The sequence below is a fragment of the Pseudarthrobacter sp. NamE2 genome (genome assembly GCF_005796205.1).
GTDB lineage: Bacteria > Actinomycetota > Actinomycetes > Actinomycetales > Micrococcaceae > Arthrobacter.
Genome location: NZ_VAHN01000003.1, coordinates 244,533 through 265,965, shown reverse-complemented (window position 1 = coordinate 265,965; position 21,433 = coordinate 244,533). Strand labels below are relative to the sequence as shown.

Below are 21,433 nucleotides of genomic sequence, written 5' to 3'. Positions count from 1 at the left end.
CAACGGTTAGAACCCGTCGACTGCCTTCAGCTTCGGCGAGTCCTTGGCTTCGGCTTCGGCCGCCTTCACGCCGACCCCAAGCTTCTCCTTGATCAGACGCTCGAGTTCAGCTGCCAGTTCCGGGTTGTCCCGGAGGAAACGGCGGGAGTTTTCCATGCCCTGGCCGAGCTGGTCGCCGTCGTAGGTGAACCAGGAACCGGACTTCTTGATGATGCCGTGCTCCACGCCCATATCGATGATGCCGCCTTCACGGGAAATGCCCTGCCCGTAAATGATGTCGAACTCGGCGGTCTTGAACGGCGGGGCCATCTTGTTCTTGACGATCTTCGCCTTGGTCCGGTTGCCCACGGAGTCGGCGCCTTCCTTCAGCGTCTGGATCCGGCGGACGTCGATGCGGACGGAGGCGTAGAACTTCAGGGCCTTACCACCCGTGGTGGTTTCCGGAGAACCAAAGAAAACACCGATCTTTTCGCGAAGCTGGTTGATGAAGATGGCGGTGGTCTTGGTCTGGCTGAGCCGGCCGGTGATCTTACGCAGCGCCTGGCTCATCAGGCGGGCCTGGAGGCCGACGTGGCTGTCCCCCATGTCGCCTTCAATCTCCGCGCGCGGCACCAGGGCTGCCACGGAGTCGATGACGATGATGTCCAGCGAACCGGAGCCGACCAGCATGTCCATGATTTCCAGAGCCTGCTCACCGGTGTCCGGCTGCGAGACGAGGAGGGCGTCGGTGTCCACACCCAGCTTGGCGGCGTAATCCGGGTCCAGCGCGTGTTCGGCGTCGATGAAGGCGGCGATGCCGCCGGCCCGCTGGGCGTTGGCCACGGCGTGCAGGGCAACGGTGGTCTTACCGGAGGATTCAGGGCCGTAGATTTCGATGACCCGGCCGCGCGGCAAGCCGCCGATTCCCAAGGCAACGTCAAGGGCGATGGAACCAGTGGGGATGACTTCAATCGGGGCGCGGACTTCATCGCCCAGGCGCATGACCGAGCCCTTGCCGAACTGCTTGTCAATCTGGGCCAGCGCTGCTTCCAGCGCTTTTGCACGATCCGGGGCTGCCGCCATGGTTGACACCTCTAATGCTTTCTCGATGGTGGCCTTCGCGGCCGTTTATTGGTCATCTCTGACGCTAAGGGGACCCACTGACATTCCGGCCGGATGACTACGGCTATGTGGAAAAACCCGCTACGAAGAGCATAGCTTTATCCGAACAGGTATTCGAACAGCGGCACGGCGTGTCCGTGAAGTGGCGGCCCAAAAATCGACGGCAAAGGAGTCAGTTGCCGCGCGGCTTGATGTCGCGGCCCAAGCGCCGCTCGGCCGGAACGTCCTGCACGTCGCAGACAGCCAGCCATACCTTGCGCGGCTCCACGCCAGCCGCCAGCGCCTGGTCTGCGGTCCGGCCGCCAACGCCTGCGAGGACCAGGGTGCTGCTCAGCACGCGGGAGTAGCCCGACCCGAATTCATCGTCCATGAGCCGCCAGTAGTCACTGAGTCGCATCAAAAAATTCTCTCACGGCCCGGGACCCTAGAATTGTTGCCATGAGCAACTCCCCCGATCTGCCGCCCTCGGAACACCCCGCGGACGAATCGACCGTTGATGATGCACTGCAGAACGTGGAACATCAGCTGACCCTGTTCTGGCGGCGCGGGCGTGCCATCACCAACCAACTCTCCCGCCAGGTCCACCCGGACATGGAGCCCGCGGCGTACGGCCTCCTCACCGTGATCCGCCGGGAAGGCCCCATCCGGCTGACGGACCTGGCCATGAGCATCGGCGTGGGCAAGCCGTCCGTGAGCCGGCAGATTGCGTTCCTCGAAAGCATCGGCCTGGTGTCCAAGGAGGCTGATCCGCTTGACCGCCGCGCACAGGCGATCCGGCTGACTCCCAGGGGCGAGGAGAAGATGCACCAGGTCCAGGACGCGCGCCGCCAGGTTTTCCGGGAGCGCCTGGGCGAGTGGCCGGTGCAGGACCTCAAGGAACTGGCCCGCTACATGGCCAGGTTGAACTCCACCTATGAGCGGGACGGTATCCCTGGAGACGCGTCCGCCCCTGCCAGCGGTCAGGAGGACTGACAGCAGCAGCGGCTTAACAAGAACGAAGCCCCCGGCCTGCGCCGGGGGCTTCGTGCAAATCCAGGGCCCGCCTTCCGGGGGGCCGCCCTTAGCGGGCGCCGGAGAGAAGGCCGGTGGACAGTTCGCCGTCGAGGTCGGTATCGAGGTCGCGGCCGTAGCGCTGGGAAAATTCCTGGGGGACGGTGTCCGGAACAGCAACGCCTTCGGCCACTGCCACGCGATCGCTGACTTCGCGGAGCATGCTGGACAACGGAACATCCAGGGCCGAGCAGATTGACGACAGCAGCTCGGACGATGCTTCCTTCTGGCCGCGCTCCACCTCGCTGAGGTAGCCAAGGGAGACACGGGCGCTGTGCGAAACTTCACGGAGCGTACGGCCCTGACGCTGGCGGACATCGCGCAGGACATCACCAATTTCGTGACGAAGTACAACCATCTTGCGCTCCTTCTGTTCGCTCTTGATCTGGTCGGCGAGGCCCACATCCTTCCAGCGGACAACGCCGTTTACGGATACGGGCTGCTTTACCATCTGTATCGCCTTGCTCCCTCATCGTTCAGGTCCGCCGCGAAGCGAACCGTCATGGTCATCTTCATCCTAGGCGCCTCCGCTCTCCGGAAGCGACACAATGTAATAACTAATCGGTAGCGGCTTTTGTTCCCGCCAAGTTTACGTCCGGTAACTTCGCCCGGGCCGCAGCGTCCCGCAGTAGCCAAGCATCAGCAGGTGAAGGGTTCAGGAGGACAGCGCCTCCAGCAGCCTCTCGAGTGCCGCGCCGCAGGCCAGGCCCCGGATCTCCGCCCGGCTGCCGTCGAACGCGTACTCGAAGGAGAAGCTGCCTCCGGCCGTGGCCACCCCGACAAAGACGGTGCCCACGGGCTTGCCGTCATGGCCGTTGGGCCCTGCCACGCCTGTGGTGGAAATCCCGACGTCGGCCCGCAGGAGGGTGCGGACGCCTTCGGCCATCTCCCGGGCCACGTCACTGTCAACGGAACCAGCGCGCGAGAGCAGGTCGGAACCGACGTTCAGCACGGACTCCTTGACCGAGTTCTGGTAAGCCACCACGCCGCCCTGCAGCATCCCGGAAGCCCCGGGGGTGTCGGCGAGGACGGCGGACACCATCCCGGCCGTGAGCGATTCGGCCGTGGCCACGGTCCGCCGTACTTCGAGGGCCTGGCGCACGGCCCGGGCGGCGAGGTGGTGGAGGTTTGTCATGCCTGCTCCTGTCCGTGGTCCGGCCGTGCCTCGCGCTTGCCCCTTGCCCGCAGCCGCAGTGCTTCCATAACATACTCGACGCCGGTCCAGACGGTGATGATGACCGCTGCCAGCATTACGGCAAAGGCCACCCAGGACAGCCAGGGTGCGAAGGCCGCCAACGGCAGGAGGTAAAGGAAGATCGCGGCGGTCTGCACCACGGTTTTCAGCTTGCCGCCACGGGATGCGGGAATAACGCCATACCGGATGACGAAGAACCGCAGGCCGGTAATGCCCCATTCACGGATAAGGATGACCAGGGTCATCCACCAGGGCAGTTCACCCAGCAGGGACAGCATAACCAGTGCCGAACCGATGAGGAGCTTGTCGGCGATCGGATCGGCAATCTTGCCGAAGTCCGTGATGAGGTTGCGGCTCCTGGCGATGTCGCCGTCGAGCTTGTCCGTGTAGATGGCGACGGCGAATGCCAGCACCGCGGCCCAGCGCCACAGCCCGGACTCGCTGCGCAAGCCCGGGGCGTCGGCGATCAGGAACCAGACGAAGAACGGCACCAGCGCGATGCGGATCATGGTCAGGACATTGGGAAGGTTCCAGACCCCGGCCCGGCCGGGGCCGGCGGCTGCTGCATCGGTGCTTGTCACTTTTCTAGGCTACATTCTTCCGGCTAGCGCCCGGTGAGGGACCAGGCGTCCTCGGACCCGTCGTCGTCATCGCCGTAACCGCCGGGAGCGGTGTCCGAGCCGTCGTAGTATTCGACCTTCTGCTTCCGCTGTTCCAGGTCGGCTGCCACGAGGTCCTCGGCGTAACCGCCCTGCGCGATGTTGGCGTTGGCGTTGTCACTGAGGGCAGCTGTCTGGGCGTCCGCCGAGGCGGGAGCCTCCTGGCCCTTCATGGCGGCCAGCACGGCCGCGAGGTCGTCCGGCTTCACCAGGACGTCACGGGCCTTGGACCCCTCGGAGGGCCCCACCACTCCCCTGGACTCCAGCAGGTCCATAAGCCGGCCCGCCTTGGCAAAGCCGACGCGGAGCTTGCGCTGCAGCATGGAAGTCGAGCCGAACTGCGTGGTGACCACGAGTTCGGTGGCCTGCAACAAAACCTCGAGATCGTCCCCGATGTCGTCGTCGATCTGCTTCTTTTCCGCCTCGGGGGCAACGTCGTCACGGTACACGGCCTGCAGCTGTGTCTTGACGTGCTCGACGACCTTGTGGATCTCGGACTCCGAGACCCATGCGCCCTGGACACGCATGGCTTTGGAGGCACCCATGGGCAGGAACAGTGCGTCGCCCTGGCCGATCAGCTTTTCGGCGCCGGGCTGGTCCAGCACGACGCGGGAGTCCGTGACGGAGGAGGTGGCGAAGGCCATGCGGGAGGGCACGTTGGCCTTGATGAGGCCGGTCACCACATCCACGGACGGGCGCTGGGTGGCCAGGACCAGGTGGATGCCGGCGGCACGGGCCAGCTGGGTGATGCGGACGATCGAGTCTTCCACGTCCCGCGGCGCCACCATCATGAGGTCGGCAAGTTCGTCCACGATCACCAGCAGGTACGGGTAGGGGCGGATCACGCGCTTGGAGTCCGGCGGGGGCTGGACCTTGCCCGCCCGCACGGCCTTGTTGAAGTCGTCGATGTGCTTGAAGCCGTAGTTGGCAAGGTCGTCGTAGCGGGCGTCCATCTCGCGCACCACCCATTGAAGAGCTTCGGCGGCTTTCTTGGGGTTGGTGATGATGGGTGTGATGAGGTGCGGCACGCCTTCGTAGGCGGTCAGCTCCACGCGCTTAGGGTCCACCATCACCATGCGGACTTCGTCCGGGGTGGCGCGCATCAGGATGGAGGTGATCATCGAGTTGACGAAGGACGACTTACCGGCGCCGGTGGCGCCGGCCACCAGCAGGTGCGGCATCTTGGCCAGGTTGGCCACCACGTAGCCGCCTTCCACGTCCTTGCCGACGCCCATCACCATGGGGTGGTCGGTGCGGCGCGCGTTCTGGCTCCGCAGGACGTCACCCAGCGACACGGTTTCGCGGTCCGTGTTGGGGATCTCGATACCGATGGCTGACTTGCCCGGGATGGGGCTCAGGATGCGGACGTCGCTGGAGGCAACGGCGTAGGAAATGTTCTTGGACAGCGCGGTAACGCGTTCCACCTTGGTGCCCGGCGCGAGCTCGATTTCGTAGCGGGTGACAGTGGGGCCGCGGCTGAAGCCGGTGACGGTTGCATCCACGTTGAACTGCTGGAGGGTGTCGGTCAGGGCGGCGACGACGGCGTCATTGGCTTCGGTGCGCTCCTTCGGCACCGAGCCGGGCGTCAGGAAGTCCGACGCCGGCAGCGTGTACGTCACGTCGCCCGCCAGCGACAGTTGTTCGGTGCGCTGCGGGATGGGCGTGGGCGGCGGGGCGGGCGCAACGGGGGTGGAGGGCACGGTAGGTGCCGCGGCAGGCTTGCCCGGGGGTGGAGCCATCCCGGGTGTGACCATCGGGATGGCCTCTGTGGCGTTCTCCCCCGCGGAGGCGTTGGCGGCGCCCAGCCCCTGGGCCGCCTTGATCTTTTCGACGGCGATCTCGGCCTGGGTGGGCCGGCGGACCCCCGGTGCGGGGCGCGGCGGCTGGGCGTCGTCGTCGTCGATGACGGCATGCTCGAAGGCCTCGTCGCCCACATACCCTTCCAGGCCGGCGTCGGACTTGTCCTCGTCTTTGCCGAACAGCTTCCGCTTCTTCTTCTTGGGAGCGGCCTGAGGGGTGCGGTCGAGGTAGCTGCGGTCATGGACATCCTTGTCCTGTTCCTGCTCGATCAGGTCAACGCCCATAAGGTGCTCGTACGCCGCACGCAGGCGCCGCGGAATGGCGGTGAACGGGGTGGCGGTGATGATCAGCAGGGACACGAAGGCCAGGAGGCTGTAGAGGACGAGCGGCACTGCGGCGTGGATGGCTGCCAGCGGCGTGGCGGCGAGGAACCCCAGCATGCCGCCGGCCTGGCGCAGGCCGTCGAAGCCCTGGGCAACGGTGGGCTGGCCGCCCAGCATGTGGGCGAGGCCGCAGCCGGCGAACGTCATCACCAGGAAGCCGATGCCCACCCTGTTGTTTCCACGGCCGTCCGAGGGTTGGCGGAAAAGCCGGAAGGCGCACACGAACAGCATCAGCGGCAGGAGCAGCGAGATCCAGCCAAAGGTGCCGTTGACCACGGCGTACACTGCGTCCGGGAACCAGCCCGTCAGGCCCCACCAGGCGAAGGTGGCAATGAAGATGCCGAGGACAAGGTTGAACAGGGCTGCGCCGTCGCGCCGGTCCTCGGCGGGCAGGTCGCTGACGTCGTGGCCGATCCGGCGGACTCCCCCGCCCACCAGGTGGCCGACTCCCAGCCAGGCGCCGCCAACTACCTTCAGCAGCCACGGCTGGTGGTGCTCAACGGCGGGAAGCTGCCGGGTTCGGGCCGTGCTGGAGGAGCCTCCGCCCCGGCCGGACTTGGATGATGCCGAGCCGGAACCGCGGCCCGTGGAGCTGCCGGAGGTGCCCCTGCCGGTTCCTTTGGGCGCGGAGGTAGTACGTGTGGCCATAGTAGCCACGCTACCGGAGCCGAGCCGGAAACCCGGGGATTTCGGGGCCTCCGGGCTGGTCGGACGCGAAAGGTCCGGTTCCGTGGAACCGGACCTTTCGCGGGCCGAGGCGGACAGGGAGGGACAGCCGCCGTCAGGCTTCGAGGACCACCGGAATGATCATGGGACGCCGGCGCAGTTTGCGGTTGACCCAGGTGCCCACCACCCTGCGGACAACCTGCTGCAGCTGGTGCGTGGTGTGGTCCGCGTGGTTGAGGACGGCTTCCTCCAGGGCGCTGTTGATCTTGGGGATGATGTCGTCGAAGACGGAGTCGTCCTCAGCCACGCCCCGTGCATGGATTTCCGGTCCGGAGACCACCTTGCCGGTGGCACGGTGAATCACTGTGATGATGGAGATAAAGCCTTCATCACCGAGGATTCGCCGGTCCTTGAGGTCCGCGTCGGTGATCTCGCCAACGCTGGAGCCGTCCACGTAGACAAAGCCGACTTCGACCTGGCCCACCACGTCGGCCCGGTGGTCCTTGAGGTCCACCACGGTGCCGTTGTCGGCCAGGATGACGCTGGCCGCGGGAACGCCGGACTCTATGGCGATCTTGCCGTTGGCCATCAGGTGCCGGGTTTCCCCGTGCACGGGCATGGCGTTGAGGGGTTCCAGGATGTTGTAGCAGTAGAGCAGTTCACCCGCGGCGGCGTGTCCGGAGACGTGCACCTTGGCGTTGCCTTTGTGGATGACGTCGGCGCCGAGTTTCAGGAGGCCGTTGATGATCCGGAACACTGCGTTTTCATTGCCGGGGATCAGGCTGGAGGCCAGGATGACGGTGTCGCCGTCGCCCACCACCACACGGTGGTCGCCGTTGGCCATCCTGGACAGGGCGGCCATGGGTTCGCCCTGTGAACCGGTGGACATGAGCACCACCCGGTTGTCCGGCAGGTTGTCGATGTTCTTGATGTCGACGATCAGCCCGGGCGGTACATCCAGGTAGCCGAGTTTTTCCGCGATAGCCATGTTGCGGACCATCGACCGGCCCACGAACGCCACCTTGCGGTTGTGTTTTGCGGCCGCATCCAGCACCTGCTGGACCCGGTGGACGTGGGAGGAGAAGGACGCCACGATGATCCGCTTGGCAGCCTGGGCGAAAACGCGCTCCAGTGTGGGGCCGATTTCCTTTTCCGCGGTGGTGAAGCCGGGGATGTCCGCGTTGGTGGAGTCGGACATGAACAGGTCGACGCCTTCTTCGCCGAGCTTGGCGAAGTGGCGCAGGTCCGTGATGCGTCCGTCCAGCGGCAACTGGTCCATCTTGAAGTCGCCGGTGTGCAGGACCGTACCGCCGGCGGTGCGGATGAACACGGCGAGGGCGTCCGGGATCGAGTGGTTGACGGCAACGAACTCGCATTCGAACGGCCCGAACCTTTCGACCTGCCCTTCCTCCACTGACAAGGTGTAGGGACGGATACGGTGCTCCTGCAGCTTGGCCTCGATCAGCGCAAGGGTCAGCTGCGAGCCCACCAGCGGTATATCGTTGCGCAGCCGCAGCAGGTACGGGACAGCACCGATGTGGTCCTCGTGCCCGTGGGTGAGGACCACGGCAACAACATCGTCCAGCCGGTCCTCGATGTACGAAAAGTCCGGCAGGATCAGATCAACGCCGGGCTGGGTTTCCTCCGGGAAGAGGACGCCGCAGTCCACGACCAGCAGCTTGCCGTCGATTTCGAACACGGCCATGTTCCGGCCGATTTCCCCCAGGCCGCCGAGCGGAACGATCCGCAGCGTGCCGGCAGGCAGGCGGGGAGGGGTAACAAGGCCGGTAAGGGCGGTTTGGGTCATATTGCACTACTTTCCAGGCGGAAGGGTGCCGGTCGTCGTCCTCAGGAGTAGACCAGCCCCGCTTCCGCCAAATCCCCGCGGATGGTTTCGATCTCGGCTTCGTCCGGCTCCACGAGGGGCAAACGGACAATCGAGTTGGGCAGCACTCCCTGCCACTTAAGAATCTGCTTGGCCGCCACGGCGCCCTGGACCCGGCTCATGGTGGCGCGGACTACCGGCTGGAGTTCGAAGTTGATCTTCCGGGCGGTGCCGAGGTCGTTGGCGTTGACGGCGTCGATGAGTTCGCGGAAACGGCGGGTGGCAACGTGCGTTGTGACGCCCACCAGCCCGACGGCTCCCAGCGCCATCCAGGGCAGCGTCAGTCCGTCGTCGCCCGAGTAGAAGAGGAGGTCGGTTTCCGCCATGACGCGGGTGGCCGTGACGAGGTCCGCCTTGGCGTCCTTGACGGCCACGATGTTCGGGTGCTGTGCCAGGCGGATCATGGTGTCCGGCTCAATGGCAATGGAGGAGCGGCCCGGGATGTCGTACAGCATCACGGGGATGTCGACGGCGGAGGCGACGGTTTCGAAGTGCGCGCGCACGCCTGCCTGGCTTGGCTTGTTGTAGTACGGGGTGACCAGCAGGAGGCCGTCGACGCCGAGGGCCGCGGCCTGCCGCGAAAGGTGCAGGGAGTGCGCAGTGTCGTTGGTGCCGGTGCCGGCGATGATGGCCGCGCGGCCGCCAACGGCTTCCTTGACGGCGCGGAACATTCCAAGGTTCTCTTCGTCCGTCAGGGTGGAGGTTTCACCCGTGGTGCCGGTGACCACAAGGCCGTCACAGCCGTCGTCCACCAGCTTGCCGGCCAACGCCGCTGCCTGCTCGTAATCCACGGCGCCGTCCTTGGTGAACGGCGTGACCATGGCGGTCAGGAGGGTACCGAGGGCGGGGATGTGCGCGGAAGAGTCAGCCATGGCAAAAACGTTACCCTGTCCCCGGCAGGTTAGGACAATGCCCTCGGCGTGATGAAGGTCAAATTGCATGCCGGAACCTCGTTGACCGCTTGCGTCGCGAGCTGTCAACGAGGTTCCGGCACCTCCCGGTCCCCGCTGCGGCTCCCAGTCCCGCTGTACCCTCGCCGGAAGCACCTTACGCCGGGGGCGCTCCGCAGTACCTGGCAACGGCAGCCTGCCTGAGGCCCTCCGCCCAGTCGGCGAGCCGCTGGGCCGCCCTGACGTAATGGAACAGTTCCAGGGGCGTGAGGGCGTCAAGGTCTGTTTCCGCAAGACGCCTTGCAAGCTCGGCCCCTTCGGGCTGGCTGGCGAGGCTGATGCCTTCCTGCTCCCACTGGACGTCCTCGGCGGGCCGGCCTGCCACCAGCTGCCGGAAGAGGAAGTCCACGACGCCGGGACTCATGGCTTTGAGGAGGCCGGCGTTGCCCTGCTGGGGGCCGCCCCGCCCTTCTGCCGGGATATCGCGTGCTGGGGTTTGCATGCCCTCCATGCTATTCGAACACATATTCGAATACAAGCGCCTGCGCCCCCCGTCCGGCCAGGCACGTGAAGGGATTGTCCGGGCGCCGCATCCTTGGCAGCTGGTTCAAAGGCAGGTGTGAGACGATCTGGACATGACGTCCCGAACCCCCGCCAAAGCGTCCAGGAAAACCGGGGGCCCGGCTTCGGCGCGGCTCCACGGCATTGACGCTGCCCGCGGTGTTGCCCTCCTGGGCATGATGGCCACCCATCTGCTGCCGACCTTCGAATCGAATGCGGACCTGACGCCAACCTGGGTCGGACTGACGTTTTCAGGGCGGGCCGCAGCCCTGTTCGCAGTGCTGGCCGGTGTGGGACTGGCATTGTCCACCGGCAGGAACAAGCCGCTCTCCGGCAGTGACCTCAGTGCCGCCCGCCGGGGGGTCGCATTGCGCGCCCTGGTGATTGCCGCCGTCGGCCTGGCTTTGGGCGGACTGGAAGTGAGCCTGGCCATCATCCTGGTGCACTACGCGGTGCTGTTCCTGTGCGTCCTGCCGTTCCTGGGGGTGGGACTGAAGCAGCTCTGTGGTTGGGCCGCCGGCTGGATCCTGGCCTCGCCGGTGCTGGCCTACCTGCTGCGGCCCTGGCTGCTCGCCGCCGAGCCGCCGCTGAAGCTGGGCCACAATCCGAAGTGGGAAGACCTGGGGACGCCTGCGCGGCTGTTGTCAGACCTGTTCTTTACCGGCTACTACCCCGTGGTCCAGTGGATGTCATACCTGCTGGTGGGCCTTGTGATCGGCCGGCTGGTCCTCACCAGGGCCCTGGTGCCCGTTGTGCTGCTGGTGGCGGGAACGGTGGTGGCCGTGGCGGCAAAAACCCTCGGGGTAACGGCGATGGAAAGCTGGGGCGGCAGGGCAGCCCTGGAAGCGATCCTCGACTCCCCCGGCTACCCTTTGCACAGCGTCCTCCAGGTGAACCTGACGGGCATTCCGCAGGAAGGGTCATGGTGGTGGCTGGCATCCGCTGCGCCACACTCCGGAACATCCCTGGACCTCTTGCACACCTCGGGCGTGGCCGCCGCCGTGATCGGCGTCTGCCTGCTCCTGGGCAGGCTGGCAGAGTGGGTGGACCTGGACCTGCTGCTGCCGCTGCGCGGGGCGGGTGCCATGACGCTGTCGCTGTACACCGTGCACGTCTGGGTGGTCTCCGGCTTCTACCTGAAGCCGCTGCCCGCCGGCTGGACCGAGGACGGCATGTACTTTGCCCAGGCGGCCACCGCCATCATCGTCGGCATGGCCTTCGTGCTGCTGAAGTGGCGCGGCCCGCTGGAGTGGCTGGCGCATGCGGCAAGCCAGGCGGGTCGGGGCCAGGTCAAGGCGGTCCGTTAGGGGGCAAGCCTCCGGAACTACGCCGGAACCTTGCCCCGGAACAGCCGGACGGCATCCCGCATGGACGCCCGGGCACGCTTGCGGTCCCCCGCGGCGTCGTAGGCGCAGCTCAGGCGGAACCAGGAACGCCAGTCATCGGGAGCGGCCTCAGCCTCGGCACGGTACTTTTCGAATTCAGCGTCCGCGGCGGCCCGCACAATGCGGCCGCCGGGAGTGCGGGGCAGCTCATCCACGGGCAGTCCGCCCTCGGCTTCCAGGACCTTGGCCATCTGTTCCGTGCGCGCCCCGAACAGCAGCTCGCGGATCAGCGCCCAGGCACCGATGACGGGCAGCACCAGGTAGGCTGCGCCGATCGCCTGTGCAGCCAGGTTGCTGTCCGTCAGGAGCAGGAGCGACCGCTGGAAGGACACCACGAGGTAGAAAACAAGCAGAAGCGTCACCGCCCCCACCCAGATCTTGGTGCGGTTCTTTCGCAGGGCCGCCAGGAACCCGCCCATGGCCTAGAGTCCCAGGTCCAGGTAGCCGTCCAGGCCCACCGTCAGGCCGGGGCGGCTGGCGACGTTGCGCACGCCGAGAAGGACGCCAGGCATAAACGAGGCCCGGTCGTAGGAATCGTGCCGGAACGTCAGCTGTTCGCCGGGACCGCCGAGCAAAACCTCCTGGTGCGCCACCAGCCCGCGAAGCCGCACGCTGTGGACCCGGACGCCGTCGACGTCGCAGCCGCGGGCGCCGGCCATTTCACTGGTGGTGGCGTCCGGGCTGGGCGCAGCCCCGGCAGCGGCACGCTCGGCAGCGATGAGCTGCGCCGTGCGGACGGCTGTGCCGGAGGGCGCGTCCACCTTGTCCGGATGGTGCAGCTCGATGATTTCCACGGATTCGAAGTACTTGGAGGCCTTGGCGGCGAAGGCCGATGCCAGGACCGAGCCCACGGCAAAGTTGGGGGCGATCAGCACGCCGGTTTCCGGGTGTTCGGCCAGCAGCGCCTCGAGCGAGGACAGGCGGCCGGCGTCCCAGCCGGTGGTCCCCACGACGGCGTGGATTCCGTGTTCGACGGCGTACCGGACGTTAGCCTCCGTGCTTTCCGGAACCGTCAGGTCCACCACCACGTTGGCACCGGCAGCGGTAACCTGGTCCAGTGAGTCACCCCGTCCCAGGGCTGCGGCGAGCTTCATGTCGGGTGCGGCTTCAACGGCTTTCACGGCTTCGGCGCCCATGCGTCCGTTGGCGCCCAGCACGGCAACCAGGATGGGTTCGGAGTGTTGTTCGGTCATGGCTTAACCCTACCGGCGGGCCTGGCGCGGCAAGGAACCGGGCGGTGTGCGTTACCTCGCGGGCAGCGGGGCTCAGGCGCCGGCGCCCACCCATTCAACGGTTCCGTCCGAGAAGAACTGTTCCTTCCAGATGGGCACCTGTTCCTTGATGCGGTCCACCAGCTCGGAGCAGACAGCGAAGGCCTGGCCGCGGTGGGCCGCGGACACCGCGCACACCAGGGCGGGATCGCCGATTTCCAGCATGCCGGTCCGGTGGGCGGCCCAGATGCGGACTGGCTGGCTTCCCGTGTCCGCGGGCCCGGAGGCCTGCTGTTCGGCGACAAGGCGGGCGACGACGTCGGCCATCACCTGGTATGCCGTGGGGTGCGCGCTGTAGCTGAGGCGTTCAACCGGCTTGCCGCCGTCGTGGTTGCGGACCACGCCGCTGAAGCTGACCACGGCGCCGGCCGTATCGCTTTCCACGGCGGCGATTGCCTGGTCCACGGAAATGGGTTCCGCGCTCAGGACAGCCGTCACCACCTCGAATGCTGATTCAGTGCCCATGTCCGCCTTCCAGCTGGTCGCAAAGGTGCCCGATCACCGTGTCCAGGACGGTGAGCCCGTCCATGACTCCCTTGGGTGAACCGGGGAGATTAACAATGAAGGTGCTGCCGGCAGCACCCGCATACCCGCGGCTCAGGGCTGCCAGCGGTGTCTTGGCCGCACCGGCGCGACGTATGGCCTCCATGATGCCCGGAATCTCGCGGTCCAGCAAAGGCAGTGTGACGTCCGGTGTGCGGTCGTCCGGGCTCAGGCCGGTACCGCCGCTGGTGATCACGACGGCGGGCCGCTGGGTCAGGAGGGCACGGATCGCGGCGCCCACGGGCTCACCGTCCGGGACCACCATGGCCGGGTACACGTCAAAGCCGTGTTCGGTCAGCCAGTCGGTGATCACGGGGCCGGTCTCGTCGTCGTAAATCCCGGCGGCGGCCCTGGTGGAGGCGATGACCACCCCCGCCTTGCGCCCCTGCACTTCACCGTGCCTGTGCGGTTCCGGTGCGCTGTGGGTTGCTTGGGCGCTCACAGTGCCCAGTCCCCGCTCTTGCCGCCGCTCTTGGCCAGTACCTTGATGTCGGTGAGGACCGCGTGCTTGTCCACGGCCTTGATCATGTCGTAGACGCTCAGGGCGGCCACGGACGCTGCGGTGAGGGCTTCCATTTCCACGCCGGTAACACCACGGGTCTTGACGGTGGCCACGATAACGACGGCGGTGGCAACCAGGTCGAAGTCCACCGTCACCTTGGACAGCGGCAGCGGATGGCATAGCGGCACCAGTTCAGGGGTCTTCTTTGCCGCCATGATGCCGGCAACGCGGGCTACGGCGAGCGCATCGCCCTTGGGAAGCCCGCCGGTACCCAGGAGGCCCATGACCTCCGCGGTGGTGTTGACGGTTGCGGTGGCCGTGGCCTCGCGGGTGGTCTCGGCCTTGGTGGAGACGTCCACCATCTGGGCGCTGCCGTCCTGGCGCAGGTGCGTCAGCGCGGCAGGGGTTTGTTCTGCATTCACAGCATCCATACTTCCACTTCATCACCGGCCGCGAGCGCGGATACCCCCGCGGGAACGTGCACCAGCGCGTTCGAGGCGGCCAGGGCATGCATCAGGTGTGAGCTTTCGCCGCCCTCCAGCCGGACAGTGCCATCTGCGCAGAGGGTGCCGCGGCGCACCTGGTGCTTGTGCCCGGGCGACGTCAGCGGCTGGTGCAGGCGGGCGCGGAGGGGCACGCGCGGTGCCGGAGTTCCGAGCAGCGCCGAGAGAGCGGGCCGGAGGAACATTTCGAACGAGACCAGGCAGCTGACGGGATTTCCCGGAAACCCAAGGAAGGGGATCCCTTCGAACGTGCCTATTCCCTGGGGGCCGCCGGGCTGCATCTCGACGTGCATAAAGTCGACGGGCTGGTCAGTCATCGCCTGCCGTACTACTTCGTAGGCGCCCTTGCTGACTCCTCCGGTGGTGACGATCAGGTCCGTATTTGCACCCTGGTTCCGCAACAGTTTCCGCAGTTCGTCCGGGTTGTCAGTGATGATCCCGGCACGCCGGACCTGCAGCCCGGCCTGGGTCATGGCGGCTTCCAGGAGGGTTCCGTTGGAGTCGTAGATCTTGCCGGCCGGGAGCGCCCTTCCCGGCTCCACCACCTCGTCCCCCGTGGCCACCAGCAGCACCGTCACAGGGACGTAAACGGTGACCTTGGGGATGCCGAGGGCGGCGAGCAGCCCAAGCTGCGGGGGCCCGAGGAATGTGCCCGCGGCAAGGGCCCGTTCCCCTTCCGCGATGTCGCTTCCGGCTGCGCGGACAAAGGTGCCGGGCACCGTGGCGGGCAGTGTCACGGTTCCGCCCTCCCCTGCAGCGGGAAAGTGGTCCGGGATGGCGCGTTCAATGGGTACGACGGCGTCAGCACCGGCCGGCATCATCGCACCGGTCATGATGGGGGCAGCCATTGCCTCCCCCAGCGGGGGCGCACTGGCCCCCGCCGGGACGGGAGCCGCGATGCCCAGGGCCGCGCCGCCGTCGGGCACCTCGGAGCAGCGGATGGCGTAACCGTCCATTTGGGAATTGGCGAAGGGCGGCAGGCTGAGGGGTGCCATGACGTCATGCACCAGGCCGCGGCCGAGCGCCTTGGAGAGGGGCACGGTTTCCGTGCGGGCGAGGGCGGCGACCGGGCGGAGGAGTTCGGTGACGGCGGCGAGGTGGTGGGCAATGGAGCGTGCACGGCCGTCGTGGTGAGCGTGCGGGTGCGTGCTGGTCATGGCTGTGCCTTCGGTTGCGGCCGTCAGGATCTCACGTCCACTCTAACCGTGTGGAACCCGGTGGCCCCGTCGGGTGCCACCGGCCGTTGCTCTTCGTCTTGGGTCTTGCCGGCGAGGTCGGTGGCGCGGACCTGGACCTCATGCTGTCCCGGCCCCAGGTCCACCCCGAGCTTCCACTGGTACCAGGTGTCCACCGAAATGCCGGGCGAAAACTCCGTCTCCCGCCACGGGCCGCGGTTGACCCGCAGCTCCACCTTCGCAATTCCGGTGTGCTGGGCCCATGCGACGCCGCCGAACATCACGGTTCCGGCCGGCACCGGCCGTCCCTTCCGGGGCACGTCGATGCGGGACGACATCTTGATGGGCCCGCGTTCGGACCAGCCCCTGGGCGTCCAGTAGCCGGCGTCGTCGGCGAATGTGGTGACCTTGAGCTCCGTAACCCATTTTGTGGCCGAGACGTAGCCGTAGAGTCCCGGCACCACGAGCCGCACGGGGAAGCCGTGTTCAAGCGGGAGGGGTTCCCCGTTCATGCCCACGGCCAGGAGGGCGTCCCTGCTGTCCGTGAGGACGTCCAGCGGCGTTCCCGCGCTCCATCCATCGGCACTGCGGGAGAGCACCATGTCGGCGCCCGGGAGGGGCCCGGCCTGCGCGAGCAGTTCCCGGACCGGCCAGCCCAGCCAGCGGGCGTTGCCGATCAGGTCTCCGCCTACCGGGTTCGATACGCAGGCAATGGTGATGTGCCGTTCAGCCAGGGGCTTGGCCAGGAGCCCGGCGAGGTCCAGTTCCACCTCCCGCTGCACCATACCGGTAACTTTGAGGACCCACGTGTCCGGATCGGCCGCGGGCACGGACAGGGCGGTATCGATGCGGTAGAAGTCCGGGTTGGGCGTGATCAGGGGCTGCATGCCTTCGACGCCGGCTGCGGCGCCGGGGGGTATGGCCGGGGCCGGTGAGGCGGCCTGCGGCAGTGCGAGCCGGTCCCGCGCCTCGCTCACTCCGGCGGTGGCACCGCGCCAGGCTCCTGCGACGGCTCCGCCGATTGCCGTTAAGACTGCACCACCGGCCAGGTCCTGCAGGAAACGCCGGCGCGAACTGCCTTCCCCTGATCCTGCATGCGGCGTTGCTGCCCAGTTCTGGAGCTTGCCAATCAGGAACCGTAGCATCACTGCGGCCATTAACCCGGTCACCAGGGGCAGGGCCAAAGCCGCCGGCGTCGCTTGGGCGCGCGTCGCTATAGCGGCCACGCCAACCAGCCCGAACACGCCTACTACTGCCACACCCGTATGCCGGCGGCGGTCTTCCATGATTCCGGCCAGCGCGGCAATGACTGCGATGACCAGGCCCATCCCGGCCAGGAGGGCAGCTTTATCCGCCGTGCCAAACAGCGCAACGGCCCAGTCCTTGACCCCGGGTGGAACGGCGTCAATAACAGCGCCGCCGACGGCCGTCAGGGGCGACAGCGAAGGGCTCACCAGCCCGGCCAGGAGTTCTCCAGCCACCACTGCCGCGCCGGCGGCAACAACACCGGCGGCTGCCGCGAACCGGCGTCGCGGGCCGTCCCGTAACTGTCGCTGCACCCGGCTGTCGGCGTGTATCCTGACGCGCGTGCCGCCGTCGTGCGTGGTTTGCCCAGGCTGTGGATTGTCCACCCTTCAAGCATAGTTTCAGGTGTCCCCAGCGGAGGCGGTGCGCGTGGACGTCCGCCGGATGGTCACGAGTGTGATGTGCAGCGCATAGTGGCGTAGCCTGAATTCATGAGCGTCCAGCTAGGCATGCCGCAGCCACGGGAGGTTGCCGGCAGTAACGTACCCGCCGTCCGCCCTGCCACTGCGGGTGCCGGGCTTGTGGACCGGTACGGACGCCGTGCCACGGACATGCGGCTCTCCCTGACGGACAAGTGCAACCTCCGCTGCACGTACTGCATGCCGGCCGAGGGCCTGGAGTGGCTGTCGAAGCAGGCCGTGATGACGGCCGGGGAAATTGTCCGGATCGTACGGATCGGCGTGGAACGCCTTGGTGTCCGCGAACTGAGGCTGACCGGCGGCGAGCCGCTGGTCCGGCACGACCTCGTGGAGATCATTGCCGAACTGCGGCGCAACCACCCCGACCTGCCAATTTCCATGACCACCAACGCAGTCGGCCTGGCCAAGAAGGCTGCAGCGCTGAAGGCAGCCGGGCTGACGCGCATCAACGTTTCGCTGGACTCCCTGCACGAGGAAACCTTCACCCAACTGACCCGCCGGCCGTTCCTTAACCAGGTCCTGGCCGGCGTGGATGCGGCGTGGGCTGCCGGGCTGGGACCGGTCAAGCTCAACGCAGTGCTGATGCGCGGCATCAACGATGCCGAGGCGCCGTCGCTTCTCGCGTGGGCCCTGGGCCGGGGCTACGAACTGCGGTTCATCGAGCAGATGCCCCTTGACGCCGACCACGGCTGGACGCGGCGCGACATGATCACGGCCTCGGAGATCCGCGAACTCCTGTCCCGCGACTTTGTCCTCTCCCCGGATCCGCGCGCCCGAGACGGCGCACCGGCCGAGCGTTTTGAAGTACGACGGCGGGCGGCCGGGTCCGGCGCGGACGACGCTTCCGTGCACGGGCCGGTGCTGGGCACCGTGGGAATTATTGCCTCGGTGACCGAGCCCTTCTGCTCGGATTGCCGCCGCACCCGGATCACGGCTGAGGGCAAGATCATGAGCTGCCTGTTCTCGCACGAGGAATACGACCTCTTGGGACTCCTGCGCTCGGGCGCCTCTGACGAGGACCTCGCACGGCGCTGGCAGGATGCCATGTGGCTCAAGCCAAAGGCCCACGGCATGGACCACGTGGGACTTGACGCTCCGGACTTCGTCCAGCCGGACCGCAGTATGAGCGCCATCGGGGGCTGACACCAATGCATGTACGTTACTTTGCTGCCGCGCGCGCTGCTGCCGGGCTTGAGGAAGAAAAGTTTGACCTGCCGGAAGGCACCACCGTCGCCGGGCTCCTTGAGGCAGTGCTCGCCGTGGAGCGGCCGGAACCTCCTGCCGGGACTCCTGCGCTTCCCCGCGTCCTGTCGCGGAGCAGCTTCCTGCTGAACGAGGTGGCCGTCCGGGTCCATTCCACAGTGCTCAGCCCCGACGACGTTGTGGATGTGCTGCCGCCGTTTGCCGGCGGGTAAAGCTTCCTTCTCTTTGCTGGTTCCGGCTCTCGTTGCCGGCCGCGCCAAAAAATCAGTGCCTCCGCCGATGATGTTGGTATGGGAAACGGTGTCGGGGCGGCGGCAGCGATGGAGGACGTTCACGCCTCTTCTGACGCTCTCACCGCGCTCACCGCCAAGGACGCCGCCCTCGCTTCCGCCGGCGCTTCAGGTGCCGTCGGGGACGGAGTGGATGTTTTGGGGCGGGCCTACGAGATCCGGCTCGAACGGATGCACGTGACGAACGAACCACCCGGCTGGACCTCACCCACCGGCCGCCACTACCAAGCCGGACAACCCGACTGGCGGCCGCCACACTGGCCGAGGAGCCTGACGTGGAGCAACGCAATTCGGGAGCACAGCGTTCAGAGGTGTGTGGTTGGTCCATGCTGCCGGATGCAGCTTCCTCCGCATATCCTGCATGGCTCGATACGGCACCGCCGCACGTGGAACCCCCTGGTAACGAACCTTCAGGTGAAGAACCTTTGGCGAGAACCTCATGGACTCCGACGATTTCCCACCTGAAGACCCTGTATGGGACGCCTTTTACGCCAAGCCCTTTATCCTGCCGCCCGGTCCGCAGCCGGACTGGGAACTGATGCTGTCGTAGCCCGACTGAGGAAGTCGCCAGATCCTTCTGTCAGCTGCGCCGGAACGTGGAGGTCATGAAGGGGATGAACGCGGAGCCCGTGCCGTTGGCGCCTGCGCCGTGCACGTCGCCAACAACGCTTCCTTCGGTTGCCTGCTCCGGAACTCCGGGCTGGCCCTGCCTGCGCAGTTCGGTAACGTGCGTGAGGACTTCGCCGTCAACACGTACAGAATGCCGTGTCCAGCCTGCGCTCCCCCGGCGTTCCACACGAAGGATGCCGTCGCGCCACGTACAGCGCGCGGGCGCGTCCGGTGCAGGTCCTGAACTGTCCACGTAGTACCAGAGGACGTCTTTATGATCGGGGTCGATCGTGAAAACTCCGTGGCCTTCGAAGTGCGAGCCGTCAGGTTCGAGATGACGGTAGCTCTGCACCACGGCAAACCCACCGGCCGCGCGGCGGTAAGTCACCTCGGCCTCGACTGTCCGTTCAGGTCCCCACGGCCCTGATGCGAGCCGCGTACTCCCCAGCCAACGGCCGAGCAGGCCGGCCAAGGCAGGATGCTCGGCCCGGGCGCGGTCCCCAGAAGGATCACCGGCAGGAAAGGCACCCACGCCAATCACCCCTCACCGCTTCCTCCGAAGCCTTCCTCCCACGTCGGATGGCTACATCTTAGGCCGAAAGAATGCGTTGGACCGGGGTCAGAGTCCGAAGGTTTCCGTCTCTTCGAAGGGACCAACCACCGTAACCGTCCGGGGTGCGGCGGCCAGTTCAGCTGCCAAATCCTGGACCTGTTCGGCAGTAACGGCCTTGATGAGCCGAAGGGTCTCATCTATGTCCTGGTACTCGCCGGAAACGAGTTCGGCGCGGCCCAGGCGTGACATCCGCGAGCCAGTGTCTTCCAGGGCGAGAACAATCCCGCCGCAGAGCTGGCCCACCGCTTTGCGGAGCTCATCATCAGAGATCCCGTGCTCAGCCAGCTTGTCCAGCTCCACACCCAACAGGTCCAGCACCTGCCGGACCTTGGAGGGCGTGCATCCCGCGTACATGCCAAAGTAACCGGCGTCGGCATAGGAGGATGCGAACGAGTAGGTGGAATACACGAGGCCCCGCTTTTCGCGGATCTCCTGGAAAAGCCGCGACGACATGCCACCGCCCAGGACTGCGTTCAGGACGCTCATCACGTACCGGCGCTCGTCGGTGGCAACAATGGTGGGGCACCCCATGATGATGTTGGCCTGTTCCACCGCGCGCTTGACCACATGAAGGCCTGCAGTACCGGTGATCAGCGCACGTTCCGTGGAGCGGCGCTTGACCGGGGACGCGTCCGCTTCCAGGGACCAGCCGGCTGACTCGAGGGCATCGATGACGAGGTCGCAGACAACGTCGTGCTCCAGGCCGCCGGCGGCCGTGATCACGAGTTCATCCGGACGGTAGTAGCGGCGGTAGTGTTCCCAGACCGAGTCACGGGCCACAGCCTTGATCGCTGCCGGCGTGCCGCCAATAGGCCTGCCCAGGGGATGGCTGCCGAGGACAGCTGATACAAAATGCTCATGGGCGACGTCGGTGGGGTCATCGCTGTCCATGGCGATTTCCTCGAGGATGACGTCGCGCTCCTGCTCCATCTCAGCGGGATCAAGCACGGCGCCGGTGATCATATCGGCAATCACGTCGATGGCCATCGGCAGGTCCGAGTCCAAAACGCGGGCGAAGTAGCAGGTGCTTTCCTTCGCGGTGGCCGCGTTGGACTCGCCGCCCACCTCATCGAACGCCGACGCGATTTCCAGGGCGGTGCGGCGCTTGGTGCCCTTGAACAGCAGATGCTCAAGGAAGTGCGTGGAGCCGTGCTGGCCCGGGGCTTCGTCCCGGGACCCGACGCCAACCCAGAACCCGATGGTCGCAGACCGCTGCCCGGGCATCGCCTCCGTCAGCACCCGCACTCCCCCGGGCAGCACCGAACGCCGGACCTCGGAGCCGCCGTCGGATCCGTGGACCAGGGTGTCGCCGCGGTGGTTCTGCTCAAGCGGCAGGGGTACAACAGTCATTGAGGCCTTTCACAGGGGCAGCCGGATCTGGCTGCCATCGTAACAGCGGCGGGGCCGGTGGATCATCCACCGGCC

General features: G+C 66.7%; 22 protein-coding genes. 4 read left to right on the top strand and 18 right to left on the bottom strand.

The window, feature by feature from the left end; translation table 11 throughout:
- Window positions 1-6 precede the first annotated feature (6 nt).
- Together recA and FDW83_RS06065 are read right to left on the bottom strand one after the other, a co-directional pair.
- On the bottom strand, window positions 7-1,062 hold the full coding sequence (gene recA, locus FDW83_RS06070) for a recombinase RecA (RefSeq protein WP_138136693.1): 1,056 nt from the start codon (window positions 1,060-1,062) through the stop codon (window positions 7-9).
- A gap of 211 nt (window positions 1,063-1,273) precedes the next feature.
- The gene (locus tag FDW83_RS06065) at window positions 1,274-1,498 is read right to left on the bottom strand and encodes a DUF3046 domain-containing protein (RefSeq protein WP_138136692.1); all 225 of its coding nucleotides are present in this window, start codon (window positions 1,496-1,498) and stop codon (window positions 1,274-1,276) included.
- 41 nt (window positions 1,499-1,539) lie between these two features.
- On the opposite strand from FDW83_RS06065, the gene FDW83_RS06060 reads away from it, so the two are divergent.
- Window positions 1,540-2,073, top strand: coding sequence for a MarR family winged helix-turn-helix transcriptional regulator (locus FDW83_RS06060; protein ID WP_138136691.1), 534 nt, complete (start codon window positions 1,540-1,542; stop codon window positions 2,071-2,073).
- Window positions 2,074-2,161: 88 nt separating this feature from the next.
- Here the strand turns inward: FDW83_RS06060 and FDW83_RS19380 are convergent, their stop codons facing one another.
- The 7 genes from FDW83_RS19380 to FDW83_RS06025 form a co-directional block, all read right to left on the bottom strand.
- A complete protein-coding gene (locus FDW83_RS19380) occupies window positions 2,162-2,602 on the bottom strand; it encodes a helix-turn-helix domain-containing protein (protein ID WP_138136690.1) in 441 nt (146 codons plus the stop codon).
- Window positions 2,603-2,806: 204 nt separating this feature from the next.
- Window positions 2,807-3,286 carry a CinA family protein gene (locus FDW83_RS06050; RefSeq protein ID WP_138136689.1) on the bottom strand — a complete coding sequence of 160 codons (480 nt, stop codon included), beginning with the start codon at window positions 3,284-3,286 and terminating at the stop codon, window positions 2,807-2,809.
- On the bottom strand, window positions 3,283-3,927 hold the full coding sequence (gene pgsA / locus FDW83_RS06045; protein ID WP_138136688.1) for a CDP-diacylglycerol--glycerol-3-phosphate 3-phosphatidyltransferase: 645 nt from the start codon (window positions 3,925-3,927) through the stop codon (window positions 3,283-3,285). The genes FDW83_RS06050 and pgsA overlap by 4 nt, the downstream gene beginning before the upstream one ends.
- 23 nt (window positions 3,928-3,950) lie before the next feature.
- Window positions 3,951-6,836 carry a DNA translocase FtsK gene (locus FDW83_RS06040; protein ID WP_138136687.1) on the bottom strand — a complete coding sequence of 962 codons (2,886 nt, stop codon included), beginning with the start codon at window positions 6,834-6,836 and terminating at the stop codon, window positions 3,951-3,953.
- A gap of 133 nt (window positions 6,837-6,969) precedes the next feature.
- A complete protein-coding gene (locus FDW83_RS06035) occupies window positions 6,970-8,661 on the bottom strand; it encodes a ribonuclease J (RefSeq protein WP_138136686.1) in 1,692 nt (563 codons plus the stop codon).
- A 41-nt stretch (window positions 8,662-8,702) separates the two neighbouring features.
- Window positions 8,703-9,611, bottom strand: coding sequence for a 4-hydroxy-tetrahydrodipicolinate synthase (gene dapA, locus FDW83_RS06030; RefSeq protein WP_138136685.1), 909 nt, complete (start codon window positions 9,609-9,611; stop codon window positions 8,703-8,705).
- Between the two features lie 175 nt (window positions 9,612-9,786).
- On the bottom strand, window positions 9,787-10,131 hold the full coding sequence (locus FDW83_RS06025; RefSeq protein ID WP_240720865.1) for a hypothetical protein: 345 nt from the start codon (window positions 10,129-10,131) through the stop codon (window positions 9,787-9,789).
- A 133-nt stretch (window positions 10,132-10,264) separates the two neighbouring features.
- Between FDW83_RS06025 and FDW83_RS06020 the strand changes: the two genes are divergently transcribed.
- Window positions 10,265-11,497: a heparan-alpha-glucosaminide N-acetyltransferase domain-containing protein gene (locus tag FDW83_RS06020; protein ID WP_138136684.1), complete on the top strand. Its 1,233-nt coding sequence runs from the start codon at window positions 10,265-10,267 to the stop codon at window positions 11,495-11,497.
- A gap of 17 nt (window positions 11,498-11,514) precedes the next feature.
- Here the strand turns inward: FDW83_RS06020 and FDW83_RS06015 are convergent, their stop codons facing one another.
- The 7 genes from FDW83_RS06015 to FDW83_RS05985 form a co-directional block, all read right to left on the bottom strand.
- Window positions 11,515-11,994 carry a hypothetical protein gene (locus FDW83_RS06015; RefSeq protein ID WP_138136683.1) on the bottom strand — a complete coding sequence of 160 codons (480 nt, stop codon included), beginning with the start codon at window positions 11,992-11,994 and terminating at the stop codon, window positions 11,515-11,517.
- A gap of 3 nt (window positions 11,995-11,997) precedes the next feature.
- A complete protein-coding gene (gene dapB / locus FDW83_RS06010; protein ID WP_138136682.1) occupies window positions 11,998-12,768 on the bottom strand; it encodes a 4-hydroxy-tetrahydrodipicolinate reductase in 771 nt (256 codons plus the stop codon).
- A gap of 72 nt (window positions 12,769-12,840) precedes the next feature.
- Complete coding sequence (locus tag FDW83_RS06005; protein WP_138136681.1) at window positions 12,841-13,311, bottom strand: molybdenum cofactor biosynthesis protein MoaE; 471 nt, start codon at window positions 13,309-13,311, stop codon at window positions 12,841-12,843.
- Window positions 13,301-13,831: a molybdenum cofactor biosynthesis protein B gene (locus tag FDW83_RS06000; RefSeq protein ID WP_138136680.1), complete on the bottom strand. Its 531-nt coding sequence runs from the start codon at window positions 13,829-13,831 to the stop codon at window positions 13,301-13,303. The genes FDW83_RS06005 and FDW83_RS06000 overlap by 11 nt, the downstream gene beginning before the upstream one ends.
- Complete coding sequence (gene moaC, locus FDW83_RS05995) at window positions 13,828-14,322, bottom strand: cyclic pyranopterin monophosphate synthase MoaC (RefSeq protein WP_138136679.1); 495 nt, start codon at window positions 14,320-14,322, stop codon at window positions 13,828-13,830. Before moaC ends, FDW83_RS06000 begins: the two co-directional genes overlap by 4 nt.
- On the bottom strand, window positions 14,310-15,551 hold the full coding sequence (glp, locus tag FDW83_RS05990) for a gephyrin-like molybdotransferase Glp (protein WP_138136678.1): 1,242 nt from the start codon (window positions 15,549-15,551) through the stop codon (window positions 14,310-14,312). The genes moaC and glp overlap by 13 nt, the downstream gene beginning before the upstream one ends.
- Window positions 15,552-15,574: 23 nt before the next feature.
- Window positions 15,575-17,128 (bottom strand): molybdopterin-dependent oxidoreductase, encoded by a 1,554-nt coding sequence (locus FDW83_RS05985; protein WP_370281170.1) that lies wholly within the window; start codon window positions 17,126-17,128, stop codon window positions 15,575-15,577.
- A gap of 177 nt (window positions 17,129-17,305) precedes the next feature.
- Between FDW83_RS05985 and moaA the strand changes: the two genes are divergently transcribed.
- Together moaA and FDW83_RS05975 are read left to right on the top strand one after the other, a co-directional pair.
- The gene (gene moaA, locus FDW83_RS05980; protein WP_171027462.1) at window positions 17,306-18,436 is read left to right on the top strand and encodes a GTP 3',8-cyclase MoaA; all 1,131 of its coding nucleotides are present in this window, start codon (window positions 17,306-17,308) and stop codon (window positions 18,434-18,436) included.
- A gap of 5 nt (window positions 18,437-18,441) precedes the next feature.
- On the top strand, window positions 18,442-18,708 hold the full coding sequence (locus FDW83_RS05975) for a MoaD/ThiS family protein (RefSeq protein WP_138136677.1): 267 nt from the start codon (window positions 18,442-18,444) through the stop codon (window positions 18,706-18,708).
- Between the two features lie 658 nt (window positions 18,709-19,366).
- On the opposite strand, the gene FDW83_RS05965 is transcribed toward FDW83_RS05975, so the two are convergent.
- A complete protein-coding gene (locus tag FDW83_RS05965) occupies window positions 19,367-19,927 on the bottom strand; it encodes a DUF1579 family protein (protein WP_138136676.1) in 561 nt (186 codons plus the stop codon).
- 87 nt (window positions 19,928-20,014) lie between these two features.
- Entirely contained in the window at window positions 20,015-21,358 is a 1,344-nt protein-coding gene (locus FDW83_RS05960) for a pitrilysin family protein (protein WP_138136675.1), read from the bottom strand.
- Window positions 21,359-21,433 lie beyond the last annotated feature (75 nt).